At 59.9% G+C, this 22,580-nt stretch carries 20 protein-coding genes; 16 read left to right on the top strand and 4 right to left on the bottom strand.

Annotation, left to right across the window (positions count from 1 at the left end):
- Positions 1-43: 43 nt before the first annotated feature.
- The 4 genes from GSQ82_RS18285 to metG all read left to right on the top strand — a co-directional run bounded on the left by GSQ82_RS18285 (position 44) and on the right by metG (position 6,298).
- Entirely contained in the window at positions 44-964 is a 921-nt protein-coding gene (locus GSQ82_RS18285; RefSeq protein ID WP_371417228.1) for an alpha/beta fold hydrolase, read from the top strand.
- A 285-nt stretch (positions 965-1,249) separates the two neighbouring features.
- Entirely contained in the window at positions 1,250-2,593 is a 1,344-nt protein-coding gene (locus GSQ82_RS18280) for an MFS transporter (protein ID WP_158793582.1), read from the top strand.
- 141 nt (positions 2,594-2,734) lie between these two features.
- Complete coding sequence (locus GSQ82_RS18275; protein ID WP_254061737.1) at positions 2,735-3,499, top strand: FadR/GntR family transcriptional regulator; 765 nt, start codon at positions 2,735-2,737, stop codon at positions 3,497-3,499.
- Between the two features lie 369 nt (positions 3,500-3,868).
- Positions 3,869-6,298, top strand: coding sequence for a methionine--tRNA ligase subunit beta (metG, locus tag GSQ82_RS18270; RefSeq protein ID WP_158793580.1), 2,430 nt, complete (start codon positions 3,869-3,871; stop codon positions 6,296-6,298).
- Between the two features lie 203 nt (positions 6,299-6,501).
- Here the strand turns inward: metG and GSQ82_RS18265 are convergent, their stop codons facing one another.
- Entirely contained in the window at positions 6,502-6,975 is a 474-nt protein-coding gene (locus GSQ82_RS18265; RefSeq protein ID WP_158793579.1) for a cupin domain-containing protein, read from the bottom strand.
- A 101-nt stretch (positions 6,976-7,076) separates the two neighbouring features.
- Here GSQ82_RS18265 and GSQ82_RS18260 point away from each other — a divergent pair, with 101 nt between their 5' ends.
- The 11 genes from GSQ82_RS18260 (at position 7,077) to ftsY (ending at position 18,248) form a co-directional block, all read left to right on the top strand.
- Positions 7,077-8,312 (top strand): hypothetical protein, encoded by a 1,236-nt coding sequence (locus GSQ82_RS18260; RefSeq protein ID WP_254061736.1) that lies wholly within the window; start codon positions 7,077-7,079, stop codon positions 8,310-8,312.
- Position 8,313: 1 nt separating this feature from the next.
- Complete coding sequence (locus GSQ82_RS18255) at positions 8,314-9,807, top strand: hypothetical protein (protein ID WP_158793578.1); 1,494 nt, start codon at positions 8,314-8,316, stop codon at positions 9,805-9,807.
- Between the two features lie 111 nt (positions 9,808-9,918).
- Positions 9,919-11,769 carry an ATP-binding protein gene (locus GSQ82_RS18250; RefSeq protein WP_158793577.1) on the top strand — a complete coding sequence of 617 codons (1,851 nt, stop codon included), beginning with the start codon at positions 9,919-9,921 and terminating at the stop codon, positions 11,767-11,769.
- Between the two features lie 36 nt (positions 11,770-11,805).
- The gene (locus GSQ82_RS18245) at positions 11,806-12,243 is read left to right on the top strand and encodes a cupin domain-containing protein (protein WP_254061735.1); all 438 of its coding nucleotides are present in this window, start codon (positions 11,806-11,808) and stop codon (positions 12,241-12,243) included.
- 230 nt (positions 12,244-12,473) lie between these two features.
- Positions 12,474-13,745: a competence/damage-inducible protein A gene (locus tag GSQ82_RS18240; protein WP_158793576.1), complete on the top strand. Its 1,272-nt coding sequence runs from the start codon at positions 12,474-12,476 to the stop codon at positions 13,743-13,745.
- Between the two features lie 141 nt (positions 13,746-13,886).
- Complete coding sequence (plsY, locus tag GSQ82_RS18235; protein WP_158793575.1) at positions 13,887-14,498, top strand: glycerol-3-phosphate 1-O-acyltransferase PlsY; 612 nt, start codon at positions 13,887-13,889, stop codon at positions 14,496-14,498.
- Positions 14,495-15,487: an NAD(P)H-dependent glycerol-3-phosphate dehydrogenase gene (locus tag GSQ82_RS18230; protein WP_158793574.1), complete on the top strand. Its 993-nt coding sequence runs from the start codon at positions 14,495-14,497 to the stop codon at positions 15,485-15,487. Before plsY ends, GSQ82_RS18230 begins: the two co-directional genes overlap by 4 nt.
- 69 nt (positions 15,488-15,556) lie before the next feature.
- Positions 15,557-15,787: a hypothetical protein gene (locus GSQ82_RS18225; protein ID WP_158793573.1), complete on the top strand. Its 231-nt coding sequence runs from the start codon at positions 15,557-15,559 to the stop codon at positions 15,785-15,787.
- Between the two features lie 120 nt (positions 15,788-15,907).
- Entirely contained in the window at positions 15,908-16,162 is a 255-nt protein-coding gene (locus tag GSQ82_RS18220; RefSeq protein ID WP_158793572.1) for a hypothetical protein, read from the top strand.
- Between the two features lie 88 nt (positions 16,163-16,250).
- Entirely contained in the window at positions 16,251-17,183 is a 933-nt protein-coding gene (gene panE, locus GSQ82_RS18215) for a 2-dehydropantoate 2-reductase (RefSeq protein ID WP_158793571.1), read from the top strand.
- Between the two features lie 66 nt (positions 17,184-17,249).
- Positions 17,250-18,248: a signal recognition particle-docking protein FtsY gene (ftsY, locus tag GSQ82_RS18210; protein ID WP_158793570.1), complete on the top strand. Its 999-nt coding sequence runs from the start codon at positions 17,250-17,252 to the stop codon at positions 18,246-18,248.
- Between the two features lie 22 nt (positions 18,249-18,270).
- On the opposite strand, the gene GSQ82_RS18205 is transcribed toward ftsY, so the two are convergent.
- Both GSQ82_RS18205 and GSQ82_RS18200 read right to left on the bottom strand, forming a co-directional pair.
- On the bottom strand, positions 18,271-18,861 hold the full coding sequence (locus GSQ82_RS18205) for a DinB family protein (RefSeq protein ID WP_254061734.1): 591 nt from the start codon (positions 18,859-18,861) through the stop codon (positions 18,271-18,273).
- 52 nt (positions 18,862-18,913) lie between these two features.
- Positions 18,914-19,411 carry a hypothetical protein gene (locus GSQ82_RS18200; RefSeq protein ID WP_254061733.1) on the bottom strand — a complete coding sequence of 166 codons (498 nt, stop codon included), beginning with the start codon at positions 19,409-19,411 and terminating at the stop codon, positions 18,914-18,916.
- Between the two features lie 241 nt (positions 19,412-19,652).
- Between GSQ82_RS18200 and GSQ82_RS18195 the strand changes: the two genes are divergently transcribed.
- Positions 19,653-20,606 carry a winged helix-turn-helix domain-containing protein gene (locus tag GSQ82_RS18195; protein ID WP_158793568.1) on the top strand — a complete coding sequence of 318 codons (954 nt, stop codon included), beginning with the start codon at positions 19,653-19,655 and terminating at the stop codon, positions 20,604-20,606.
- On the opposite strand, the gene htpG is transcribed toward GSQ82_RS18195, so the two are convergent.
- Positions 20,603-22,468 (bottom strand): molecular chaperone HtpG, encoded by a 1,866-nt coding sequence (gene htpG / locus GSQ82_RS18190; RefSeq protein ID WP_158793567.1) that lies wholly within the window; start codon positions 22,466-22,468, stop codon positions 20,603-20,605. The two genes, GSQ82_RS18195 and htpG, sit on opposite strands and share 4 nt — an antisense overlap.
- Positions 22,469-22,580 lie beyond the last annotated feature (112 nt).

The raw sequence follows: 22,580 nt of genomic DNA, 5'->3' as shown, positions 1-22,580 counted from the left end.
CCTATCCTTAGACTACAAACTTTGGCGGTCACATGCCTGAAGGATGACGATAAGATACCTCGATATGGCAAGCCTGAACGAGCAATTGGTCCTTCCTGATGGCCGGAAACTTTGCTGGGCGGAGTACGGGCATCCGGATGGACTTCCAGTCTTTTATTTCCATGGTTGCCCCTCCTCGCGCCTTGAACCGGGGATGTTCGGTGATCAATTGTCCTCCACAGGTCTCCGCATTATCGCTCCCGATCGACCCGGAATCGGCCTTTCTGATTTCCAGCCGTCGCGCAGCTTCGAGGACTGGGTAAACGACATCGTTCACCTTGCGGACCATCTTGCATGGCCGACCTTCGCCCTTTTGGGTAATTCGGGGGGAGGCCCCTATGTCGTGGCATGCGCGGCTCTCATCCCGGAGAGAGTGACCGTTGCCGCAGTCGTTTCGGGAGGTTGGCGAATGGACGCCCCGGAGGTGAAGGCGAATCTCCCTTTCGTCAATCGGCTCTTCTGGATGTTTGCCCGCTCGTTCACTCCGGGGCTTCGACTGATGCTCACGGCGATGCGAAAGTCCGGATCAAGCGCCAAGTCTGATTCTGCTGCATCCGATTCGCCTTCGGCAAACGATCTCAAAAAACTGCGTTCCATGCTGCCGCCTCCAGACGTGGCGGCACTGTCCGTTCCAGGCCGCATGCGGGCAACTTCCGCGGCGACGACGGAAGCCCTCCGCAACGGCACAAAAGGAGTGGAGTGGGATGCTCGGATGTATGTGCGTCCATTTGATTTCGACCACACAAGCATTCGTGTACCGGTTCGCGCTTTCCACGGTGGTCTGGATCGAAATGTTCCTCTGGCCCTAGTGAAGGCTTACACCGCCGAGATTCCGGGCGCCACCCTGACGGTATGGCCCGACGACGGGCATCTCTCTGCTCCGTGCAACCACCTCTCCGAAATCGTCGAGGCGCTGAAAAGTTAGTAACCAAACCAGCTTCCAAATCGGCGGATTTACCTATCCCACAGACCAGTACCGATATGTCGGCTTGGCGGTAGTGATAGTCACCGTCGTTTCCGCAAAACGGCATTTTCGGCAACATGCGTTTGCATCTGTCTTCAAGCTGACCCCACTGCCCTAAACCAATCTGCTTGACACCGATAGGCCAAGAACGACTATTCTCATCAACGACAACCTTCAACCGATTTGCAGGGCGCGAGTTTCCTCCAAGCGCAGGCCGACCAACATATACGCGGGAGTTGCAACTAAATGTCGATCCAAACCGCCAGTCCGCGTGATTCGGGCTTTACCTCCGCTCCCGAGAACGCCAACATGAGATGGTTTATCTGCGCGCTTCTGTTCGCGGCGACCACCATCAACTACATGGACCGGTCGGTGCTCTCGCTGATCGAACCGCTGCTGCACCTGCCGTTCATGGGCTGGGTTCCGGGGCTCGACGCCAAGCTGCAATCTGCCTATAACCTGAACTACGGCCACATCATCGAGTGCTTCCAGATCGCGTATGGCATTGGCCTGCTGACAGCTGGGCGCATCATCGACAAGGTGGGGACGAAGATCGGTTACGCGGCTGCGATCCTGGTGTGGGCTTGCGCTTCCATGGGCCATGCGCTGGTCGCGTCGGTGATTGGATTCTGTATTGCGCGTGCGCTGCTTGGGCTTGGCGAGTCGGGCAACTTCCCTGCTGCCATCAAGGCGACTACAGAGTGGTTTCCCAGCGAGGAGCGGGCGCTTGCTACGGGCTTGTTCAACTCTGGGACCAACGCCTCTTTCTTTATCGCGCCTATTCTTATTGCGGCAGTGACGTCTCGTTTTGGCTGGCGCTCGGCGTTTTTGTGTACCGGGTCGATGGGGCTGTGCTGGCTGGTTGTCTGGCTGATCTTTCCTTATAACAAGCTTCGTCGCGCATCCACGTTTACGCAGGAACGGCTTGTGCCCGTTACGCAGGGTGGTCCGCTGCTGGGGCGGCTCATTACCAATCGGGGTCTCTATGCTTTTTCGCTGGGTAAGGGACTTACAGACCCTGTGTGGTGGTTCTATCTCTTCTATCTGCCGAAGTTTCTGAATGAGAACTACGGGCTGGATCTGAACCACGCAAAGTATCCGCTGATTGTGATCTATAGCGTCTCGAGCGTGGGGTCGATCGGGGGTGGATGGCTCTCGGGCTTCTGGATGAAGCGTGGGCATACGGTGAACAGCGGCCGAAAGTTTGCGCTGCTGATCTGCGCTGTCGCGGTGCTTCCGATCATGCTGGTGCCGCATATGCACACGCTGTCTCCGAATAACGCATGGCCGGCGATTGCGCTGTTTTCACTGGCTGCGGCTGCGCACCAGGGGTGGTCGGCGAATCTGTTCTCTACGCCGTCGGATATGTTTCCATCGACTTCGGTCTCGACGGTTGTGGGCATCGGCGGAGCGGCGGGAGCGCTGGGAGGGGCGATGTTTACGTGGATCGTCTCGCACTACTTCGCGCTGCATCCGATGGTGATCTTCTTCATGGCGAGCTTTGCTTACATCATTGCGTTGACGATCTTTCAGATACTTGTACCGAAGATTGGAGTGAGTGGCGTGCCTGAGTCCGCAGAAGCGGTCTGATAGACAGGAACGTTTAGGCGCTGGATGTAACGTTCACGGCGCACTGGCGTCTGATGAACGAAACCCAGCAGAGCGTGTTACTCTTCGTCCAACCGGATGGCCATTCAAGGAATTTCACTTGCGCGCAAGGAGAGTTTCAGCGTGAGAAAAGCTGCTAAAGAAAATGAAGACGAGGTGGTTGGGCACAGTCAACTGACGATGCAGGTGGTGGAGCATGTCCGTTCGCTGATCAGCTCGGGTGCGGTTCGTCCGGGCGACCGCTTGCCTCCAGAGCGTGAGCTTGCGCGGGAGCTGAAGATCAGCAGGTCGAGTCTGCGTGCCGGCATTGGGTTTTTGTCTGCCATGGGTGTGTTGAAGAGCAGGCATGGGGCGGGGACGTTTGTGTCTTCGGGGCCTCCGGCGCTGGATTCGAGTTCGCTGGACGTACTGGGGACGTTGCATGGATTTCTGCCGTGGCAGATGTTTGAGGCGCGGATTGTGATTGAGTCGAATGTGGCGGCGCTGGCTGCGGAGCGGGCTACCGACGAGCACATCGCTGAGCTGGCGGAGGAGGTGACGGAGATGTATGCGTCGTTGGACGATCCGCAGGAGTACCTGATTCACGATGTGAGGTTTCATCGGACGATTGCGCGGGCTGCGGGGAATCCGATTCTGGCGGCGCTGATGGAGACGATTACGGCGAGCCTGTATGCGAATCGGCGGCAAACTATTGATAATGCGCAGGATCTGAAGGAGTCTTCGGAGATGCACCGGGAGATCTATCGGGCTATCCGGTCGCACAATCCGGCGCAGGCGCGGTTGATGATGGAGCAGCATTTGAACATGGCTCGTACGGCGCAGGCGGCTGAGGCGGCTGCGGTAGAGGGTGCTGGGCCGGTGGAGGATGGGACTCGTACTGGCAGCTAGGATTTTTCTGGTGGGTTTGTTTGCGGATTTTTTCCTGTGTGGTGGGTGGGTGTTTTTGCAGGGGTTTTTGGCTAAATGCGGGTGCTCGTCGTGGTTGGTTGCTGGTGAGTTGTGTTAGTTAGCGTGGTGGGGGTGGTTGGGTTGCGGTTGGTTTTTTGGGTGTGGATGGTACGCCATTGATTTCGGGTTTATTTTGCTGGTTGGTCTGGTGGGTGCCTGAGTGGGACGGATAAGGGATTTTAGGACAGGCGAGGCGTGCTGCGCGCACGGCGCGATCTGCCATCGAGGCTGACGCGCCTTCGGCGCCATTGGGACTGCCGGGTCGGTGGGGTGGTTCCCTCCTGCTAAACTTGGCTTTGGCCACCCAGCATGTCTAAGCAAACTTTCTATCTCACTACCCCTATCTACTATGTCAACGCGCGTCCGCACATCGGGCATGCGTACTCGACGATTGCAGCTGACGTGATCGCGCGGCGTCATCGGCTTCTTGGCGACGATACCTTCTTCCTGACCGGTACGGATGAGCATGGCCAGAAGGTAGAGCGGTCGGCTGCGGCGGCAGGCGTCGCGCCACAGCAGTTCGCGGATGAGGTCTCGGCGAGCTTTCGTACACTGTGGGACCGCATGGGCATTACGTACAACGACTACATTCGCACGACGGATGAACGGCATAAGCAGGGTGTGCAGCGGCTCTGGAAGCATCTGGAGGAGCGCGGGGCGATTTATCTGAGTACGTACACCGGTCAGTACTCGATCGGCGAGGAGATGTTTGTCGAGGGGCCTCCGGGGACGATTGGACCGGATGGTAAGCCGACGGAGACGGTGACGGAGGAGAACTACTTCTTCAAGTTGTCGGAGTATCAGCTTCCGCTGATTGATCGGATTGAGAGCGGCGAACTTACCATCCAACCCGAATCCAGCCGCAATGAAGTCCTCAGCTTCCTTCGTGGCGATCTCAACGCCGTCATAGTCCGTGTCTACGATGAGAGTCTATTCGCGGACGCACATCTACCATCCGGCACCGTCGTTCCCGCCAAACTGCCAGTAAACCCGTTAGACATAGCTTATGACCGGGGCTGGGTTTTGAAGAGCGCGTCAGGGAAGTACTACATCCCTGGAGCGCTGAAGGATCTTTCGATCTCGCGGTCCAGTTTCAAGTGGGGCATCCCGGTTCCGGGGGATGAGAAGCATGTGATCTATGTGTGGCTGGATGCGCTGGCGAACTATATGACGGCGATTGGGTATGGTTCGGACGATCCGGCGATGCAGGAGAGGTTTGCGAGATACTGGCCTGCGGATCTGCATCTCGTGGGTAAGGAGATTACGCGGTTTCATTGCGTCTACTGGCCGGCGTTTCTGCTGGCTGCGGGGATTGCGACGCCGAAGTCGGTGGTGGCGAATGGCTGGCTGCTGTTTGATGACAGCAAGATGTCGAAGTCGAAGGGGAACGTCGTTCGTACGGAGACGATTCTTGATGCGTTTGGGACTGAGGTTTATAAGAAACAGTTTCCTGACTCCACGAAACGCGAGCAGGATCTCTTTGGGGCGGATGTGCTGCGGTACTTTTTGCTGCGGGAGATTCCGTTTGGGCAGGATGGGAGCTTTAGCTTCGACGCGATGATTACGCGGTACAACGCGGATCTGGCGAATGGGTATGGCAATCTTGTGAGCCGCGTGCTTACCATGATTAGCAGTAATTTTTCTGGTTGTATGCCGGTGTACCCCTATGAAGCACCATCCGAACCCAAATCGCTTCCGCTAAGTATTCTTTTTGAAGATAAGGCGAGCAGCAATAATTTCTTCGCTTTCCTAAGGCAAGCGATGGAAGTTATTGGAGTTGTTGATGGAAAGATCACATCAGATGCTCCCTGGAAACTTGCTAAGTCTGATTCGCCTGATGACAGGGTGAAGTTAGCGGCGAGCCTTTACAGCGCGTGCGAAGCCATTCGAGTGATCACCGCCTATCTCTATCCGATCATCCCCCACGCCACGGCGAAGGTGTGGGCGCAGTTGGGGCTGGGTGATATTGAGGCGGCGGCGAAGAATGGTGAGTTGAAGAATCTTGAGTGGGGTGGGTTGAAGCCGGGCACGAAGCTTGGTGAGCTTGCTCCTATATTTCCACGGGCAGACAAAGGACTTGCGCAGATCATGATCGATATGGAAAATCCGACTATTTCTACACCTTCGACTACTTCTACACCTTCGACTACTTCTCCTGCTTCAGTTACTCCTCCTGCGCCTTCGAAGCTGGTCGATGAGAAGACGACGCATACTTCGGCTGTTCCTACGGACCCGACGCATCCGGGGGCGGCTCCGCGTACTTCGGCTTTGCCTGAGGCGAATCCTGGCGCCACGGTTGGCGGGAGTTATGCGATTAGTACGGAGCGGCCGGGGACGCCGTCTCATACGGAAGCTCCGGCTTCGGGTCCGTTTGCTGCTTCGGCTGCGGGTTCTTCCACTCCGGATACGCCGCAGATCGCTATCGACGACTTTGTGAAGATCGATCTTCGCGTGGCACAGATTGTGGTTGCCGAGCGCATTCCGAAGGCGGATAAGCTGCTGCGGCTGGAGGTCGATCTGGGCTATGAGAAGCGGCAGATTCTTTCGGGCATTGCGGAGTGGTATACGCCGGAGGAGTTGATCGGAAGGAAGATTGTGGTGATTGCGAACCTGGCTCCGCGGAAGATGCGGGGGCTGGAGTCGCATGGGATGCTGCTGGCGGCGAGCCACGGAGAGAACGGCAAGCCGGTGCTGGCGACCTTCGGCGAAGAGATTGCTTTGGGCTCTCGGTTGCGTTAAAAGATTCTGTCCTGCCGGACGGGCCCACTGCTCGTGGAGAGGTCACTTCGTGACTTATGTACGCCTTCGGGTGGGCCTCCCGTTGGTCGGCTTTAGATTCCGACCAGGGGGAGGAGTAGGGTGCTCGTGCTGCCACGGCAAGGTATACACGTCACGAAGTGACCTCGCGCCGAGCAGGCGGCTCGTCCGGCAGGACAGGATCGTTACCCTTCTTTTAGTTGCCGCCCTACGGACACGACGATGTAGTTCGCAGGGGTGTCGCCTACGTTCTTTAGGCCGTGCATGATATTCGACGCGCTGAAGATAACGCTGCCCTTGCTGGCGGGGATGGGCGTGCCGTTGTCGAGGTACTCGAGCTTGCCGTCCTGGATGAAGAGGATCTCGGTGTTGGGATGCTTGTGGGGCGGGTGCGGCATCTTTCCGGCGGGCAGCATGGTCTCGTGGATCTCGATGAACTCGCCGGTGGGGAGGACGCCGGACATGACGCGGCGCATGGTGCCGCCGTTGGGCATCTGGATGACCTTGAGCTCGTCGTAGGGAATGACGCGGGAGGTTCCGAGGACGGTGTCTCCGGGGTCGGCGCTGCTGCCCTCGGCTTCTGCGGATGAGATGACAGTGCCCATCGCGGCGAGGGCGGAGAGGGCGACACAGAGATCACGGCGGTTGAAGTTTTTCATGCGGACATATTACGCGACTCGAACTATATCTCGCTACGGGGATGTTGGGGCCTGTGTTGACGAGGCTTCGGTATACTCAGGTAGAGAATCCGGAGGCCACTATGGCAACTTCCACAGGATCGCTCCATACCCTTGGAACGGTTGAACCACTCCCCCAGGCATCCCCTTCTACACGCGCTGCGGCTTCGACGCGTGCGGCCTCTGTGCCCTGGTATATCTGGTGCGGCGTGGTGGCGGTTACGTCGGCTGCGATCGGCGGGGCGTGGGACGTGTCGTGGCACCGCTCGATTGGGCGCGACAGCTTCTGGACGCCGGCGCATATGGCAATCTATGCCTGCGGATTGATTGCGGCGGTGGTGTGCGGGTATCTGATTCTGGCGACGACGTTTGGGCGGTCGGCTGCGCTGAAGGACGCCTCTGTGAATGTTCTGGGGTTCCGGGCGCCGATTGGGGCGTTTATTGCGGCGTGGGGAGGCATCGCGATGATGACCTCGGCGCCGTTCGATAACTGGTGGCATGCGGCGTATGGGTTGGACGTGAAGATCATCAGCCCGCCGCATACGCTGTTGATTCTGGGTATGCGCGGCGTGTCGGTGGGGGTTCTGTTTTTGATTCTGGCGGCGATGAATCGCGCGGAGCCTATGGCGGGTGAGGAGTCGAACGCGACCTTCCGGACGCTGCAGCGGATGTTTTTGTACGTCGGCGGACTGGTGGTGTCGGGCCAGATGTTCTTCCTGCTGGAGAAGACGTGGGATGTGTATCTGCATGGGGCCGGGGCGTACATGGCGATGGGGATCGCGATTCCGCTGGTGTTTGCGATGCTGTCGCGGGCGTCGCGCCATCGCTGGGCGGCGACCTATACGTCGTCTGTGTACATGCTGTTTGCGATTGCGGAGATTCTGATTCTGCCGCTGTTTCCGGCGCAGCCTAAGCTGGGTCCGGTCTACTATCCGGTGACGCACTTTGTTCCGGCGAGCTTTCCGATTCTGCTGATCGTTCCGGCGGTGGCGCTGGATCTGCTGTGGCAGCGGACGCGGGCGTGGAAGTTCTGGCAGATTGCGCTGGTGTCGGGTGCGGTGTTTATGGCGGTTCTGCTGTTGGTGGAGTGGAACTTTGCTACGTTCCTGATGTCGAATGCGGCGCAGAATCGGTTCTTCGGGACGATCTACTTCGACTACAACACCAGGCCCGGGAGCTACGATCTGCTTCGACTCTTCGTCAGACCGGAGCACGGGATGGTGCTGGCGACGGGGCTGGCGTGGGCGGCGGTGTACAGCGTTGCGGGGACGTGGGTCGGGCTGCGCTTCGGCAACTGGATGAAGAGCGTGCGGCGGTAGGATGAAAACTCTTCGATGTCTGCTGCTGATTCTGCTGGCCGTAGTTGTGGTGCCGAGTGCGCGCGCCCATGTGGGCAGCAAGGATGTGTTCGAGACGGTGTCGTCGGGGCAGTACAAGCTGTTCGTGACGATCCGGATGCCGACGGTGATTCCGGGGGTGGCGGTGGTCGAGGTGCGGTCGACGGGCGCGCCGGTGACGGGGCTGCACATTACGCCGATGCCGATGACGGGTGAGGCGGCGAAGCATCCGCCGACCTCGGATGCGATGCAGCGCTCGACGACCGATCCTGCGTTCTTTACGGGAAGCATCTGGATGATGGCGTCGGGTTCGTGGGAGGTGCGGTTCGACATTGCGGGCGCTGCGGGTGAAGGTAAGGCTTCGGTTCCTGTGCCGGCTGTGGCGGTGACAACGTTGAAGATGCAGCGTGGGATGGGCGTGGTGTTGGGTTTGCTGGGACTGTTTCTGGTGATCAGCATGGCGGGCATTATTGCGGCGGCGGTTCGCGAGGCTCGGCTGCAGCCCGGCCAGACGGCTCCGGCGAGCCGACGACGCAGGGCGTTGATTGCGATGGCGACCAGCCTGGCGGTGATGGGTCTGATGGTGTACGGCGGGGCGAAGTGGTGGGATGCGGAGGCGGCGGGTTATGCGGAGGGCGTGTACCGGCCGCTTGAGGCGCATGCTGGTTTGAAGGGCGATGTGCTCGATCTGCAGCTCAAGTCGTTTCGCCCGTCGGATGAAGAGGCTAAGCTGAGCCGGTCGAATAACGATCTGCTGCCGGATCATGGGCATCTGATGCATCTGTATGCGATTCGCCAGCCGGAGATGGATGCGGTGTTCCATCTGCATCCTGAGCTTGTGGGGCCGGGGGACTTTCGTATGACGCTGCCTGCGATGCCGGAAGGGCGCTACACGCTTTATGGCGACATCGTTCACGCGAATGGATTTCCGGAGACGATTGTGGCGGCGCTGGATGTGCCTGCGAGTATGACGGGGGGTACGCCGGGACCGGATGATGCTATCGCGCATCCTGCGCCGCTGAGTCAGGGGATGCTCGGCACGACTTATAAGCTGCCTGACGGATACACGATGGTCTGGGATCGGCCTGCGGGGCTGACTGCGAGTACAGCTTACGAGTTCCACTTCCGCCTGCTGGCTCCTGATGGTTCGCCTGCTACCGACGTGCAGCCTTACATGGGGATGGCCGGACATGCGGCGTTCGTCAAGACGGACGGGACTGTGTTTGCGCATACGCATCCGGAGGGCTCGGCGGCGATGGCGGCGATGACGCTCGCCAATGGAGACGGCGGGGCGGGTGGGCCTTCGGACGGCGCCATGGATGCGATGCCCGGCATGCAGATGGCTTCGTCGCAGCCGCTATCGAACGCGGTCGACTTTCCCTATGGCTTCCCTACTTCCGGCCGCTATCGCATCTTTATTCAGATGAAGCATGGCACGACCATCGAGACCGGTTCGTTCGATACGAACGTCCAATAACCTATGACGTTTTCTCAATCTTGCAGCTCTTTGCGTAGAATCTCAGACAGTCCTGAGCGACTGATCTGGACAACAGGCAGATAACCGCTCCGAATGGTTGAGGAAAATACTTTGGACCCGCGGCTGTATAACAGGCTTCTTCTTCGGCTCATTGGAATACCGATTGCTTCTCTGGCATTGCTCGCCCTGGCTCTTGGTTATGGACTGCAACGTGTCCAGCAGAGTGCGCATGCGGTGGACCGCGCCGATGTTGTTATCTCACGGGCCAACAATCTCATCAAGCTGATGGTGGATGAGGAGACTGGTCTGCGAGGATATCTGCTTACCCGCGACCCCGCGTTCCTGCAGCCTATGCGGGATGCGAATCGGGACTTCGGGCCTGCGTTCCAGGCGCTCAGCGGTCTCATCTCGCGGCCCGATCAGGCCGGTCGCCTGCAACGCCTGAACGCGGAGCACGAGGTCTGGGAGCAGGAGGCGCACCGGGAGATTAACCTGCCTCCGCTTGATTCCGCGACGCTGGAGCAGCACATGGTCGAGCGCAGGAAGGAGATGGACAGCCTGCGCGCCATCGTGGATGAGTTTCTAGTAGTTGCCAGCGGAAGGCGCGCCGAACACTCCGCCGACAGCAGGGTGGTCAACCGTTATGTTCTGGCTGGCCTTATCCTGCTCGCTGCCCTCGTCGCCGCCCTGCTGGTGTGGGAGACGAGGCGCATCTTCCGGGAGCTTACGGCTGCGTACAACCGCCAGATCGAGGAGATCCACCGGCGCAGCGAAGACGTCTACGCCCGCGAGCAGTGGTTGAGCACGACGCTCTTCAGCATCGGCGATGCAGTGATTGCGTGCGACACCGAGGGCCGCGTCGACTTCATGAATCTCATCGCGGAACAGTTGACGGGATGGACGAAAGAAGAAGCCAAGGGCGTCGTGCTGCACGAGGTCTTTCGAATCTTCAACGAAGAGACCCGCACCGTGGTTGAGAATCCGGTGGACAAGGTGCGACGCCTGGGCACCATCGTGGGACTTGCCAACCATACTTTCCTGGTCTCGAAGGATGGGCGCGAGATCTGCATCGACGACAGCGGTGCGCCGATTCGCGACAGCTCCGGCAAGATGATCGGCGTGGTGCTGGTCTTCCGCGACATCACCGACCGCCGCGTCTCCGAGGGCGCGCTGATGCGGGCGGAGAAGCTGGCGGCTGCCGGACGTCTTGCAGCTTCGGTGGCGCACGAGGTGAACAATCCGCTGGAAGGACTTACGAACCTCGTCTACATCGCGCGCCACTCCGAGGATCTGGGTGAGGTACGCCAGATGCTGATGCAGGCCGAGGGGGAGCTTGGCCGGATCGCTCATCTCACGCGCCAGTCGCTTGGCTTCTATCGCGAGACATCCGTTCCGGCCTACTTCAAACCGGCCGCGATCGTGCGTGAGGTTGCCGAGTTCTACCAGCCGCGCGCTTCGTCGCTTGGGATCTCGGTCCACATTGAGGCCAGTACAAGCGTGGAGGTTCTCGGGTCCCCCGGCGAGCTGCGGCAGATCGTCTCCAACCTGCTGGCCAATAGTCTCGACGCGTGCCCCAGGGGTGCCTCTGTCCGCATTACGGCGAGCTCCGCCAGCGATCCGCGCAACCTGAGCAGCCCGGGGATTCGCATCACGGTCGCAGACTCGGGCCTCGGCATTCCTCACGCGAATCTCAAGAGCATCTTCGAGCCATTCTTCACCACCAAGAAGGACACCGGAACGGGCCTCGGCCTTTGGGTCTCTCGTGAACTGGTGGAGAAACACGGCGGCAGTATGCACGTTCGTTCGAGAACGACGAAGCCGCGGTGCGGCACCATCTTCTCGATCTTTCTGCCGCAAAGAGGCAATCCGCAGCCTGCCGATTTGATTGCGGGGACCGACGGTATTGGACCCGCCCATAACGGCGACGCTCATAGTACGTCAAACTGGAACGCCGCGAACTAAGTTGCATCGCGATCGCGACATGGAAGGAGCCATACTGTGGCCGACAAATTGAACGAAGCCTCACCCGCGAGCTCTGCCGTCTTTGATACGCATGCGATCGCGGCAAACTTTCCAGCCTCCGCCGCGACCATGCTCATCGACACGCGCCTGACTGATGAGACGCATGCGAGCTCTCGCGTCTTTCGCGTCTATACGCCTGTGCCCGCGCACTTTCACTCGACCTGCGACGAGTACCTGCTCGTCCTCTCGGGGCGCGCCACGTTCTTTCTTGGCGAGGAGCCGCCGTTCGAGGTTGGGCCGGGCAAGCTTATCTTCTTCAAGCAAGGTACGGTCCATGGGACGCCGGAGCTGGTCGAGGAGCCGTTCGTCGTGCTCGCTGTGGATACGCCAAGGCGTGATCCGAGCGACATCACCTTCGTGAACCCGGCGGATGGGACTGCGGAGACTTTTATTAAGTCGGAGATTCTTTACTAGAAACTTAAGTACGCGCCTGCGCGGCGGGCGGTCGCTTCGTGACCTTCATACCGCTTTGCGTGGGCCTCCCGTTGGTCGGCGGATAGATCTTCTCTGGCGACCAACGGAGCAGCGACCGGAGGGGTATATAAGTCACTAAGTGACCGCACGCCGCGTAGGCGCCCTAAGGGACCTTCCTCTATCATGGGTGTAGACCAAATGCTTTCGGGCGGAGAGAAGCCACATCACACATGATCGCTGAAATCATCGCTGTCGGCTCCGAGATGCTAACGCCTTACCGGCAGGACACCAACTCCCTTCTACTGACGGACGGTCTCAACGACCTTGGCGTGCAGGTTGCGTTCAAGACGATCGTCGGTGACAACCTCGGCCATCTCACGAGCGCAGCCGCCATCGCTATTGCGCGCGCGGATGTCGTGATCTTCTCCGGCGGTCTGGGGCCGACCGAAGACGACCTGACCCGCGAGGCCGTTGCTGCCGCGCTCAACATCGAACTCCAGCCCGACAACGCAATTCTCACCTCGCTCTATAAGCGCTTCGCTGCGCGCAAGATGGTGATGCCGCCGAACAATGCGAGTCAGGCCGATGTACTTGATGGGGCCACGATTCTTGAGAACAAGAACGGCAGCGCTCCGGGGCAGTATCTCGATACGACCGTTATTGGTCCGGATGGTGGGGCCGTGCGCAAGATTGTGGTTCTGCTTCCGGGGCCGCCGAAGGAGTTGAAGCCGCTCTTCGATGAGGCGGTGAAGCCTCTGTTGGCGGCTTCCCTGCCGCCGCGTTATCTGGCCAAACGGCTGCTTCGCATGGCGCTGATCCCGGAGTCGCACGTCGATGCTCGCACGGCACCGATCTATACGACGTACGCCGATGTTGAGACCACGATTCTGGCGGGGTCGGCTGAGATTCAGCTTCACTTTCTGTGCGCGAAGGCGACGCTCGCCGAGGCGCAGGAGCGGGTCGATGAGCTGGCCGAGAAGATCGAAGCCGAGATGGAGGACGCCGTCTTTTCGTCGCATGGCGAGTCGCTTGAGGAGGTTGTGCTGCTGCATCTTGGTCTGCGCGACCTTACGCTGGCCACTGCGGAGAGCTGCACCGGCGGGCTGGTCGCACAGCGTCTTACGGCGATCGCGGGTAGCTCACGGTATTTTCTTGGAGGAGCGGTGGTCTACAGCGATGCGCTCAAGACGAACTTCGCCGGGGTTCCTGCGGAGCTGGTTGCGGAAAAAGGCCCAGTGTCCGCTGAGGTTGCGCGTGCCCTGGCGGAGGGTATTCGCGCACGCACTGGAGCGTCGCTGGGCATCTCCGTCACAGGCATCGCGGGTCCTGGTCCGGGCGCTCCTGGGCCCGATGCCGATAAACCCATCGGCCTGGTCTATATCGCGCTCGCCGGGGCGGGCCATACCGAGGTGAAAGAGCTGAACCTGATGGGAGACCGCGAGCGCATTCGGTTCTGGGCCAGCCAGCACGCTCTCGAAGTGATTCGCCGCCATATCCTGTAGCGCTAATTCCGCACGCAAACGCTTTCGTTTACTTCACTACAAAATGACGGTGGAGACGGGCGGAGATGTTTATCCGGACAAAAGCATCTCACCTTGTTGAGACCATCCTTATCTGCACTTGCTAAACTCAACCAGACGACAATGAACCCGTGGCTCCTCTCCATCTCGATTGCTTATCTCCTGGGTTCGATCCCGTTTGGCTACCTGCTGGTAAAGATCTTTCGCAAGCAGGACATCCGCGCCATGGGCAGCGGCAACATCGGCGCTACCAACGTGGCCCGCTCCGGAGCCAAGGGTCTCGGCATCGTTACGCTGCTGCTGGACTGCGGCAAGGCCTTTCTTGCGGTCAAGATCGCACAACACATTGCGCCCGGCAACTATGACCTTGCCGTCGTGGCCGCAGTCGCCGCGATCCTCGGCCATGTGTTCCCTATCTGGCTCGGCTTCCGCGGTGGTAAGGGAGTGGCGAGCGCGCTCGGCGTCTTTCTGGCGCTGACCCCTGCGGCGGCGGCCTGCACCTTCGCGGTATTTCTGGTGGTTGTGATCTTTACACGCTACGTCTCGCTCGCCTCCATCATCGGCTCGGCGACCTTCCCGCTCTTCGGGCTGTACTTCGTGCACCCCCATACCTCCATCGTGATCGATGGCTTCTTCTTTATTCCTCTGCTTATCATCGTTAAACATCGCGAGAACATCCGCCGACTGGCCAACGGCTCCGAGGGCCGCTTCGGCAAGAAAAAGGTGGTCGCATGAGTCGCATTGCCGTACTGGGAGCCGGTGCCTGGGGCACTGCGCTAACCCTCTCGCTCGCCCGCCGGGAGGGCCATCAGATTACGCTGTGGTCGCACTCGCCGGTGCTCGCCGAGCAGCTTACCGTGGCCGGAGATAACCTCCTTTATCTTCCCGGCTTTACCATTCCCGCCGACGTCCACATCACCTCCGACCTGCCGCGTGCTATCTTCGAGGCCGACATCCTGCTCTGCGTCACGCCCTCGCAGCACCTGCGCGAGATCATCACCGACATCGCCCCGATGCTGACCCGCGGCCAGATCATTCTCTCGGCGAGCAAGGGCATCGAGGAGGGCACGCACCTCCGCATGTCGCAGGTGGTTGCCTCGGTGACGCCGAATCCATTTGCTGTGATCAGCGGGCCTTCGTTTGCGCAGGAGGTTGCCGCCGGCATGCCCACCGCCATCGTCGTCGCATCCGAGAATCCAGTCATCGCACAGTTGATTCAGCGCGACTTCACCTCGCCCAGCCTCCGCGTCTACACGAACGACGACGTTACCGGTGTGGAGCTTGGCGGTGCGCTGAAGAACGTCGTTGCCCTTGCCGCCGGCGTCGTTCACGGATTGAACCTTGGCTACAACTCCTCTGCCGCGCTGCTGACACGCGGCATCGCCGAGATGACCCGCCTCGCGGTCGCGTGCGGAGGACGACGCCAGACGTTGGCGGGACTCTCCGGCATCGGCGACCTGGTGCTGACCTGCACCGGCTCGCTCTCGCGCAACCGCGCCGTCGGCATTGAGCTTGGACGCGGACGCCAGCTGCCGGAGATCATCGCCAACCTGAACGGAAAGGTCGCCGAGGGGGTTCGCAGCACCGCAGCCGCACTTGGCCTCGCCGCACGCTACGCCGTCGAGATGCCCATTACGCAGCAGATGGACGCCATCCTGCACCATGGCAAGAGCCCGAACGAGGCCATCCGCGATCTGATGTCACGACCGGGCCGCGACGAATAGACGACGATAGAAATCGATCTTCTTGATCTTTCGGGCGATGCGTGCAGGTCTCCGTGCATCATAGTTTGTATGAGCGAGCCTATTCCGTCCAACAACGACCCCACGCCTGAGAAACGTGAAAGCGACTCGTCTTTTCTTCCCGTCGTGATAGCGTTTGCCGTGACTATCCTTGTCATCCTCATCGCCGCCATCATCTTCCTCCGGGTCAGGCAGACCAAGGCAATCCCGGACCCCAAACAGCCACATCCCACCTCGCAGATCTACTATCCGGCGCAGCCGCGGACAGACCTCGCCGGATAGACAGTCTGTCTTAACTCAGCACACTGAACTCAGCACACCGGGCTGGGCGAAGAACGGCTCTGCGGTCCGGTATGTTTTTAAAAGCCGCACGAGATCACTTTTACAACTAAGCTGGTGTGCATGCACGAACGCGATCACGAACAAGAGCACAAACACGAAGGCCACCTGCCGCCTGCCGACATGCCCCAGCACAAGACCTACATGGGCTTCCGCCCTCACATCTTCATCGGCGGGCTCGTCTTGATTGCGATCCTCTTCCTGTATCTGCTCCTGCTGGTTCGCCCAGGAATTTACTCTCCGGCACCCGCACCGCAACAGCCGAAGGCGACTCCCACGTCAAGCTACACGCCTCCACCAACCTCCGCTGCAACGTAGGCATTCCGAGTTCAATCTTCGACTCTTTGGCGATGCGGGCCGCATCTTAAGGGTGTAGCTCGCAAGTTGCTGTTTAGGAGGAGATACTGTGAAGATTCTTGTGGTTGGCGCTGGTGCCGTGGGCGGCTACTTTGGAGCGAGACTCGCGCAGGCTGGCCGTGACGTTACCTTTCTCGTCAGGCCCCAGCGGTTCGAGCAACTGCAGCGCGACGGTCTCCGCATCGTTAGTCCGCACGGCGACCTTACCATCAAGCCGAAGACGGTCACCGCCGACAAAGTTTCTGCGCCGTTCGACGTCGTCTTCCTCAGCGTGAAGGCGCAGGCGCTCGATCAGGCCGTCAACGACATGGCCGCGGCTGTGGGTCCGGACACGATGATCTATCCCGTCCTCAACGGCATGCGCCACATGGGTACACTCGCAAGCCGGTTCGGCGAACGTGCCGTGCTGGGAGGCGTCTGCATGGTCGCGACCGACCTCGACGCGGAGGGCCGCATCGTACAGCTCGCCCCGATGCAGAAGCTTGTGTATGGAGAGATCGATGGACAGATCTCCGACCGTGTCCGCGCCCTCGATGCCGAGTTCACCGGCGCCGGTTTCGACACTCAGTTATCCGCGACCATCCAGCAGGATATGTGGAACAAATGGGTCTTCATCGCGACACTTGGGCTGGTTACGTGTTTGCTGGATGGGCCGATAGGCGAAATCAACTCTGCCACCGACGGCACCGCCATCGCACTTCGGGCGGTCGAGGAGTGCGCCTCTGTCGCTGCGGCCCGCGGCTACTCCATCCCTGCACCTTTTCTCGAAAACCTGCGCAAACAGGTCAGCGACAAGAGTTCGCCTCAGACCTCTTCGATGTACCGCGATCTTGAAAAAGGGAAGAGCGTGGAGGTAGAGACGATTCTGGGAGACCTGCTCAGCCACGCCGGTGAGCATAAGCTTGAGACTGCTGTGCTCCAGGCGGCGTGCGTTCGCCTGCGGGTCTATCAAAAGGCACGCTTGTCCAAAAAAGCCAAGTAGCTGACAGGCCAGCTGGATAGGGCCATTCTGCCGCGCTCCGCAGACATCCGCTAGACTAAAGACAGCATGGCTTTCTCTCTCTTCGGCAAACGCGACAAGTCCGACCAGCAACCCGATCAACCCAAACCCTCCGCCGAGCAGCCGCTGGAGAAGGTCAGCCTCTTCGACCGAATGAAGCAGGCGGTGAGCCGCACCCGCGACTCGTTCACCGACTCCATCAGCTCCGTGATCGCGCTTACCCGCGAGGTCGATGAGTCTACGCTCATCAGCCTGGAGCCGATCCTTCTTGCCGCCGATCTCGGTGCTCCGACTACCGCTCTTGTGCTGGAGAATCTTCGCCAGCGTGCGCTGCGCACCGGCATCCAAGGCGGCTCCGAACTGAAGCAGCTTCTCAAGGCCGAGCTTCGCCAGATCCTGAACAACGTCGCACGTCCTGTCGCGCATCCGTTCAGCCCGCCTGAGGTCATCATGATGGTCGGGGTCAACGGTACCGGTAAGACTACGACGACTGGCAAACTCGCTGCGTACTTTACGGGCCGTGGCCGCACCGTGCTGCTGTGCGCCGCCGATACCTTCCGCGCCGCTGCCATCGAACAGTTGGAGGTCTGGGCCCAGCGCTCGAGCGTCCAGATCATCAAGACTAAGCAGGGCGGCGACCCTTCCGCAGCGCTCTACGATGCCTGCGCCGCCGCTAAGTCTCGCGGCACGGAGATTCTGATTGTAGACACCGCGGGCCGCCTGCACACCAAGACCGACCTGATGAAGGAGCTGGACAAGATGCGCCGCACGGCAGAGAAGCTGGTGCCGGGCGCTCCGCATCAGACGCTGCTCGTGATGGATGCGACGACAGGACAGAATGGGTTGACGCAGGCACGGCTCTTCACCGAGGCTGCTCATGTGACGGGCATCGTGCTGACCAAACTCGATGGCACAGCCAAGGGCGGGATCGTCCTGGCCATCGCCACCGAGCTTAAGCTTCCGGTCGTCTATGCGGGTATCGGAGAGAAGCTCGAAGACATCATCCCCTTCGACCCCGCCACCTTCATCGATTCGCTCATCGACTAGGCGGCGAGGCCGTATGGATGCCTTACTTCCGGCTCGCCGGCGGAATGATTCCGTTCATCCGCAGATACTCCACCAGTTGTCCGTAGTGGTCGAATCCGTGCGCTACCAGACCGCCCGCGAGGCTCGCGCGCGTCTGCGTTCCGTTCACACTCTCAAATGCGTTCTGCGCGGTCAGAGAGCCAATCGCCTTGTGCGCGAAGACAAACGAAGCTTCGAGCGCGGCTACAGCCTGATCCTTGCTCTTGATATTCGCGAGCGCCTTCACATCCACATCCGGCTTCAGCCCTCTCGCGCTCAGTTGCATCGCGTAGTGATAGTTCGCTGACGCCACGTGCAGCACCATCGCGCGGAAGGTGCTGACGCCGGTGTACTCGCTTCCCTGCCCCGGCACAAAGACCGATGCGCTGGGCGCAAAGTCATACTTGTCTGCGGGCATCGCCTTCGCCAGCGGAACCATATCCTCTTCGAATGCGGTCAACATCTCGTCGAAGCTCTTCGCCGGCTCGATCATCGTGCCTGGAGCGATCTTTACTTCTTTGGGACTCATCTGCGCGTTGGCGCCTGTCATACAACAAGCCGCCAGCGCGAACGCCACTACTATTTGCTTCATCATCATCGTTCTCCAAGGTGCATAAGTTGCTGTGACCGAAGCCACAGAGCCGCGCCTAGCTTACCAGAGTTGCATCAAGCGATGTCGATCTCGCGAATCGCCGGACGCTGAATGCGATCGGCAGTCCTGCCACGACCATGTGTACGAGCAGCCCTTGAATGAGGTCGTGAAGCTCGTAAGGGCCCCGAGCGTGAAGCGCGGAGAGAGGCAGTACGACAAGATTCATAACCGTCTCTATGGCCGCGCCAAAGAAGAGGCCGCAGACCAGCGGATGCTCCGTCAAGAAGCCCAGCCTGCGGCTCGCCGCATAGTAGATGGCCGCCGCCGAGAGAGCGATGAAGAAGTGCAGGAGGACGCCAAGGACGTAGGTGGCCGCGCCTCCGTGCAGTGCACGCGGCCCCAGCAGACCGGCGGCGATCGAGAGGGGGATATCCCACCCAAACAGGATGCACGCCTGCGTCAGGTCCAGGGCCCCGGCGGTCAGTCCTCCCACTCCTATCGCCAGTAAAGCGTTTCTTCGCTGCGATGATTCGGTTACAGAGTCTTCCATCATTCGATCCTCTTTCGCCGCCGATTTGTTTGCAGTCCAACGAGTTCGACGGTACCCACGCGAGAGCCTGGAAGTCCTGAACGGCGTCCGAAACACTCTGAATAGTTCTGAAATGAGGCTGCCGACGGCGGCGGAGAGTCTCTGCAGACGCGAGACCTGCAGGAACGCCACGATATCTCCATGCGTATTGCTATGATCGGACTGCACTTTTCCGTCTGAACGAGAGGGTAGACCCAGATCCCGCATGGAACGTTCCGCCACGACAGTACTTCGCATCGGCGCCTGGTCCGTCGATCCGGCATCCGGCCAGATCACACGAGATGGAGAGACTGCCCGGTTGGAGGCGCGCGCGATGCGTCTGCTGCTGTGCCTCGCCGAACGCGCCCCTGCGGTCGTCAGTATCGACGATCTGCTCAATCAGGTGTGGTCCGGCGTCACCGTCAGTCCAGACTCCGTCTACCAGGCGGTGACGTCGCTCCGCCGCGTGCTCGGCGATGACCCGAAGCAGCCAACGTACATCGCGACGGTGCCGCGACTGGGCTATCGGATGGTCGCGACGGTCAGCCGTCAATCCGACAATGAGCCTGCCCTACACACAGACTCTTCACAGGCTTCGGAGAGCCAATCCACAACGCCGCCACACATCGATGCGCCTCGCTCACGCCTTCGAACGGCTCTGCCCTGGGCGGTCGGTGTCGCCCTCTGTCTCGCTCTCGTCATCACGGCCTTCCTGTCTCACGCGAAGGCTACGAATAACCACCCATCTGCTACCCCTGTCGTTGTTTCGCAGCCGCAGAAATCCATCGCCGTGCTGCCGTTTCTCGACCTCACCAACAAGATGACCGAGGAGCCTTTCGCCGATGGTATGACCGAAGAGCTCATCGACAAGCTCAGCAAGATTCCCGGCCTTCGCGTACCGTCTCCGACTTCATCGTTTTACTTCAAAGATAAACAGGTGCCCGTCGCCGAGATCGCCAAGGCGTTAGGCGTCGCATATGTGCTCGATGGAAGCGTTCGCAAATCGGGCGCAAGACTCCGCGTCGCCGCACGGCTGGTTCGTGCGGACAACGGGTACGTCGTCTGGACGGAGACCTACGACCGGCCGTTCGACGACATCCTGATGGTTCAGGACGACATCGCTGGCGAGGTAGCCAAGGCGATGTCGTCCTCTATCACTGGCGCTTCCGATCAGCGCTAGATCGACAGGTTCAGGATGCGGTTGAGCCGATGCACAAACGACGCTGGATCCTGCAGCGGCACGCCCTCCATCAGCAGAGCCTGATCGAAGAGCAGCCACGCAGCGTCCTCGGCGACGGAGTCGTCAGAGCGCGCAAGCAGTTTCTTCACGATCTCGTGATCGGGGTTAATCTCAAGCGTGGGCTTGAGCGCGGGAATGTCCTTCTGACCCATCGCACGCATCATCTGCTGCATCTTGATCGACGGTTCCTCTTCATCGGAGACGATGCAGGACGGGCTGTCGGCGAGCCGCACGGAGGCGCGCACATCCTTTACGCGATCGCCCAGCGTAGCCTTCAGCTTATCGAGCAGCGGCTTCAGCGCCTCGGCCTGATCGGGCTCATTCACATCCTTAAGATCTTCGCTCGTCGAGCTCTTGCTCACAGCCTTCAGATCGATCTCGCCATACTTCTCGATGCCGGAGAAGACGATCTCGTCGAAGTCGTCGTCGAGGATGAGCACCTCGAGATCTTTCTTCTTGTAGATCTCAAGCAGAGGCGAAGTGCGCAGAAGAGATTCAGCGCCGCCAGTGATGTAGTAGATGCTCTTTTGCTCCGGCTTCATGCGCGACTTCACATCGGCGAGGCTGGTGAGGCCCTCCACCTTCGTGGACTTGAAGCGAACGAGATCGAGCAGCGTCTCACGATTCGCGTAGTCGCCGTACAGGCCTTCCTTCAGCGGACGGTTGTACTCGGAGATAAACTTTAGATACAGCTCCGGCTGGTTCGTCGCGATGCTCTTCAGCTCAGACAGAATCTTCTTCACGCTCGCCGTGCGAATACTGGTAAGGACACGGTTCTGCTGCAGAATCTCGCGGCTTACGTTCAGTGGCAGGTCTTCGCTGTCGATGATGCCGCGCACGAAGCGGAGGTACTGCGGCAGAAGCTCCTTGGCATCATCCATGATGAAGACGCGCTTGACGTAGAGCTTGACCCCGACCTTGTACTCGGCGTGGTAGAGGTCCATCGGAGCCTTCGCAGGAATGTAGAAGAGCGTCGTGTACTCGAGGCTTCCTTCAGCCCGGGTGTGAAACCAGAAGAGAGGATCTTCCCAGTCGCCGGTGATGGACTTGTAGAGCTCCTTGTAGTCCTCGTCGGTGAGCTCGCTCTTCGGGCGGCGCCATAGAGCGCTGGCGACGTTCACCTGTTCGGTGGTGCGGGTCTTGATCGACTTCTTCTCTGCCTCGTTCCATTCGCTCTTGTCGTAGGTGAGGAAGATGGGGAAGGCGATGTGGTTGGAGTACTTCTTGACGATCTCCTGCAGGCGCCAGCTGTTGGCATACTGCGCGCCCTCTTCGTTGAAGTGAAGCAGGATGGTGGTGCCTGCGACGGCGCGTTCGGCGGGTTCGATATCGAAGCCGGTCTTGCCGTCGCTGATCCAGCGCCACGCCTGCTCTTCGCCAGCCTTGCGGGAGACGACTTCGACCTTGTCGGCGACCATGAAGGCGCTGTAGAAGCCGACGCCGAACTGGCCGATGAGGTTGGAGTCCTTGCGAGCGTCGCCCGAGAGCTGCGAGAGGAAGTTCTTGGTGCCGGAGCGGGCGATGGTGCCGAGGTGCGAGACGAGATCTTCTTCGCTCATGCCGATGCCGGTGTCGCTGATGGTGAGGGTCTTGTTCTCCTCGTCGAGTTCCAGGCTGATACGTGGATCGAAGGGGAGCGACTTGTAGGCATCGTCGACAAGGGTCAGGTGACGGAGCTTATCGAGCGCGTCGGAGGAGTTGGAGATGAGCTCGCGGAGGAAGATCTCCGGGTGAGAGTAGAGCGAGTGGATGATGAGCTGGAGTAGCTGGCTGACTTCGGTCTGAAATTCACGCTTCGACATATACCTTATTATCGCTAAAAATCTCGGGTAAGGCGCCCTGCGCGGGCGGCGGTCACTTCGTGACTTATATACCCCTTCGGTCGCTGCTCCCGATGGTCGCCTGAAATATCTC

The organism is Granulicella sp. L60 (genome assembly GCF_009765825.1).
GTDB lineage: Bacteria > Acidobacteriota > Terriglobia > Terriglobales > Acidobacteriaceae > Edaphobacter.
This window is presented reverse-complemented; position numbering and strand designations above follow the sequence as displayed.

Bases quoted from the DNA above. Each gene is read 5' to 3' on its own strand.
- GSQ82_RS18260 (WP_254061736.1), top strand. From the start codon at position 7,077: ATGGCAACTTCCACAGGATCGCTCCATACCCTTGGAACGGTTGAACCA.
- GSQ82_RS18200 (WP_254061733.1), bottom strand. From the start codon at position 19,411: ATGATGGAAGACTCTGTAACCGAATCATCGCAGCGAAGAAACGCTTTA.
- GSQ82_RS18230 (WP_158793574.1), top strand. From the start codon at position 14,495: ATGAGTCGCATTGCCGTACTGGGAGCCGGTGCCTGGGGCACTGCGCTA.
- GSQ82_RS18255 (WP_158793578.1), top strand. From the start codon at position 8,314: ATGAAAACTCTTCGATGTCTGCTGCTGATTCTGCTGGCCGTAGTTGTG.
- plsY (WP_158793575.1), top strand. From the start codon at position 13,887: ATGAACCCGTGGCTCCTCTCCATCTCGATTGCTTATCTCCTGGGTTCG.
- GSQ82_RS18195 (WP_158793568.1), top strand. From the start codon at position 19,653: ATGGAACGTTCCGCCACGACAGTACTTCGCATCGGCGCCTGGTCCGTC.
- GSQ82_RS18225 (WP_158793573.1), top strand. From the start codon at position 15,557: ATGAGCGAGCCTATTCCGTCCAACAACGACCCCACGCCTGAGAAACGT.
- GSQ82_RS18265 (WP_158793579.1), bottom strand. From the start codon at position 6,975: ATGAAAAACTTCAACCGCCGTGATCTCTGTGTCGCCCTCTCCGCCCTC.
- GSQ82_RS18280 (WP_158793582.1), top strand. From the start codon at position 1,250: ATGTCGATCCAAACCGCCAGTCCGCGTGATTCGGGCTTTACCTCCGCT.
- GSQ82_RS18205 (WP_254061734.1), bottom strand. From the start codon at position 18,861: ATGATGAAGCAAATAGTAGTGGCGTTCGCGCTGGCGGCTTGTTGTATG.
- GSQ82_RS18220 (WP_158793572.1), top strand. From the start codon at position 15,908: ATGCACGAACGCGATCACGAACAAGAGCACAAACACGAAGGCCACCTG.
- ftsY (WP_158793570.1), top strand. From the start codon at position 17,250: ATGGCTTTCTCTCTCTTCGGCAAACGCGACAAGTCCGACCAGCAACCC.
- GSQ82_RS18285 (WP_371417228.1), top strand. From the start codon at position 44: ATGACGATAAGATACCTCGATATGGCAAGCCTGAACGAGCAATTGGTC.
- htpG (WP_158793567.1), bottom strand. From the start codon at position 22,468: ATGTCGAAGCGTGAATTTCAGACCGAAGTCAGCCAGCTACTCCAGCTC.
- GSQ82_RS18240 (WP_158793576.1), top strand. From the start codon at position 12,474: ATGATCGCTGAAATCATCGCTGTCGGCTCCGAGATGCTAACGCCTTAC.
- metG (WP_158793580.1), top strand. From the start codon at position 3,869: ATGTCTAAGCAAACTTTCTATCTCACTACCCCTATCTACTATGTCAAC.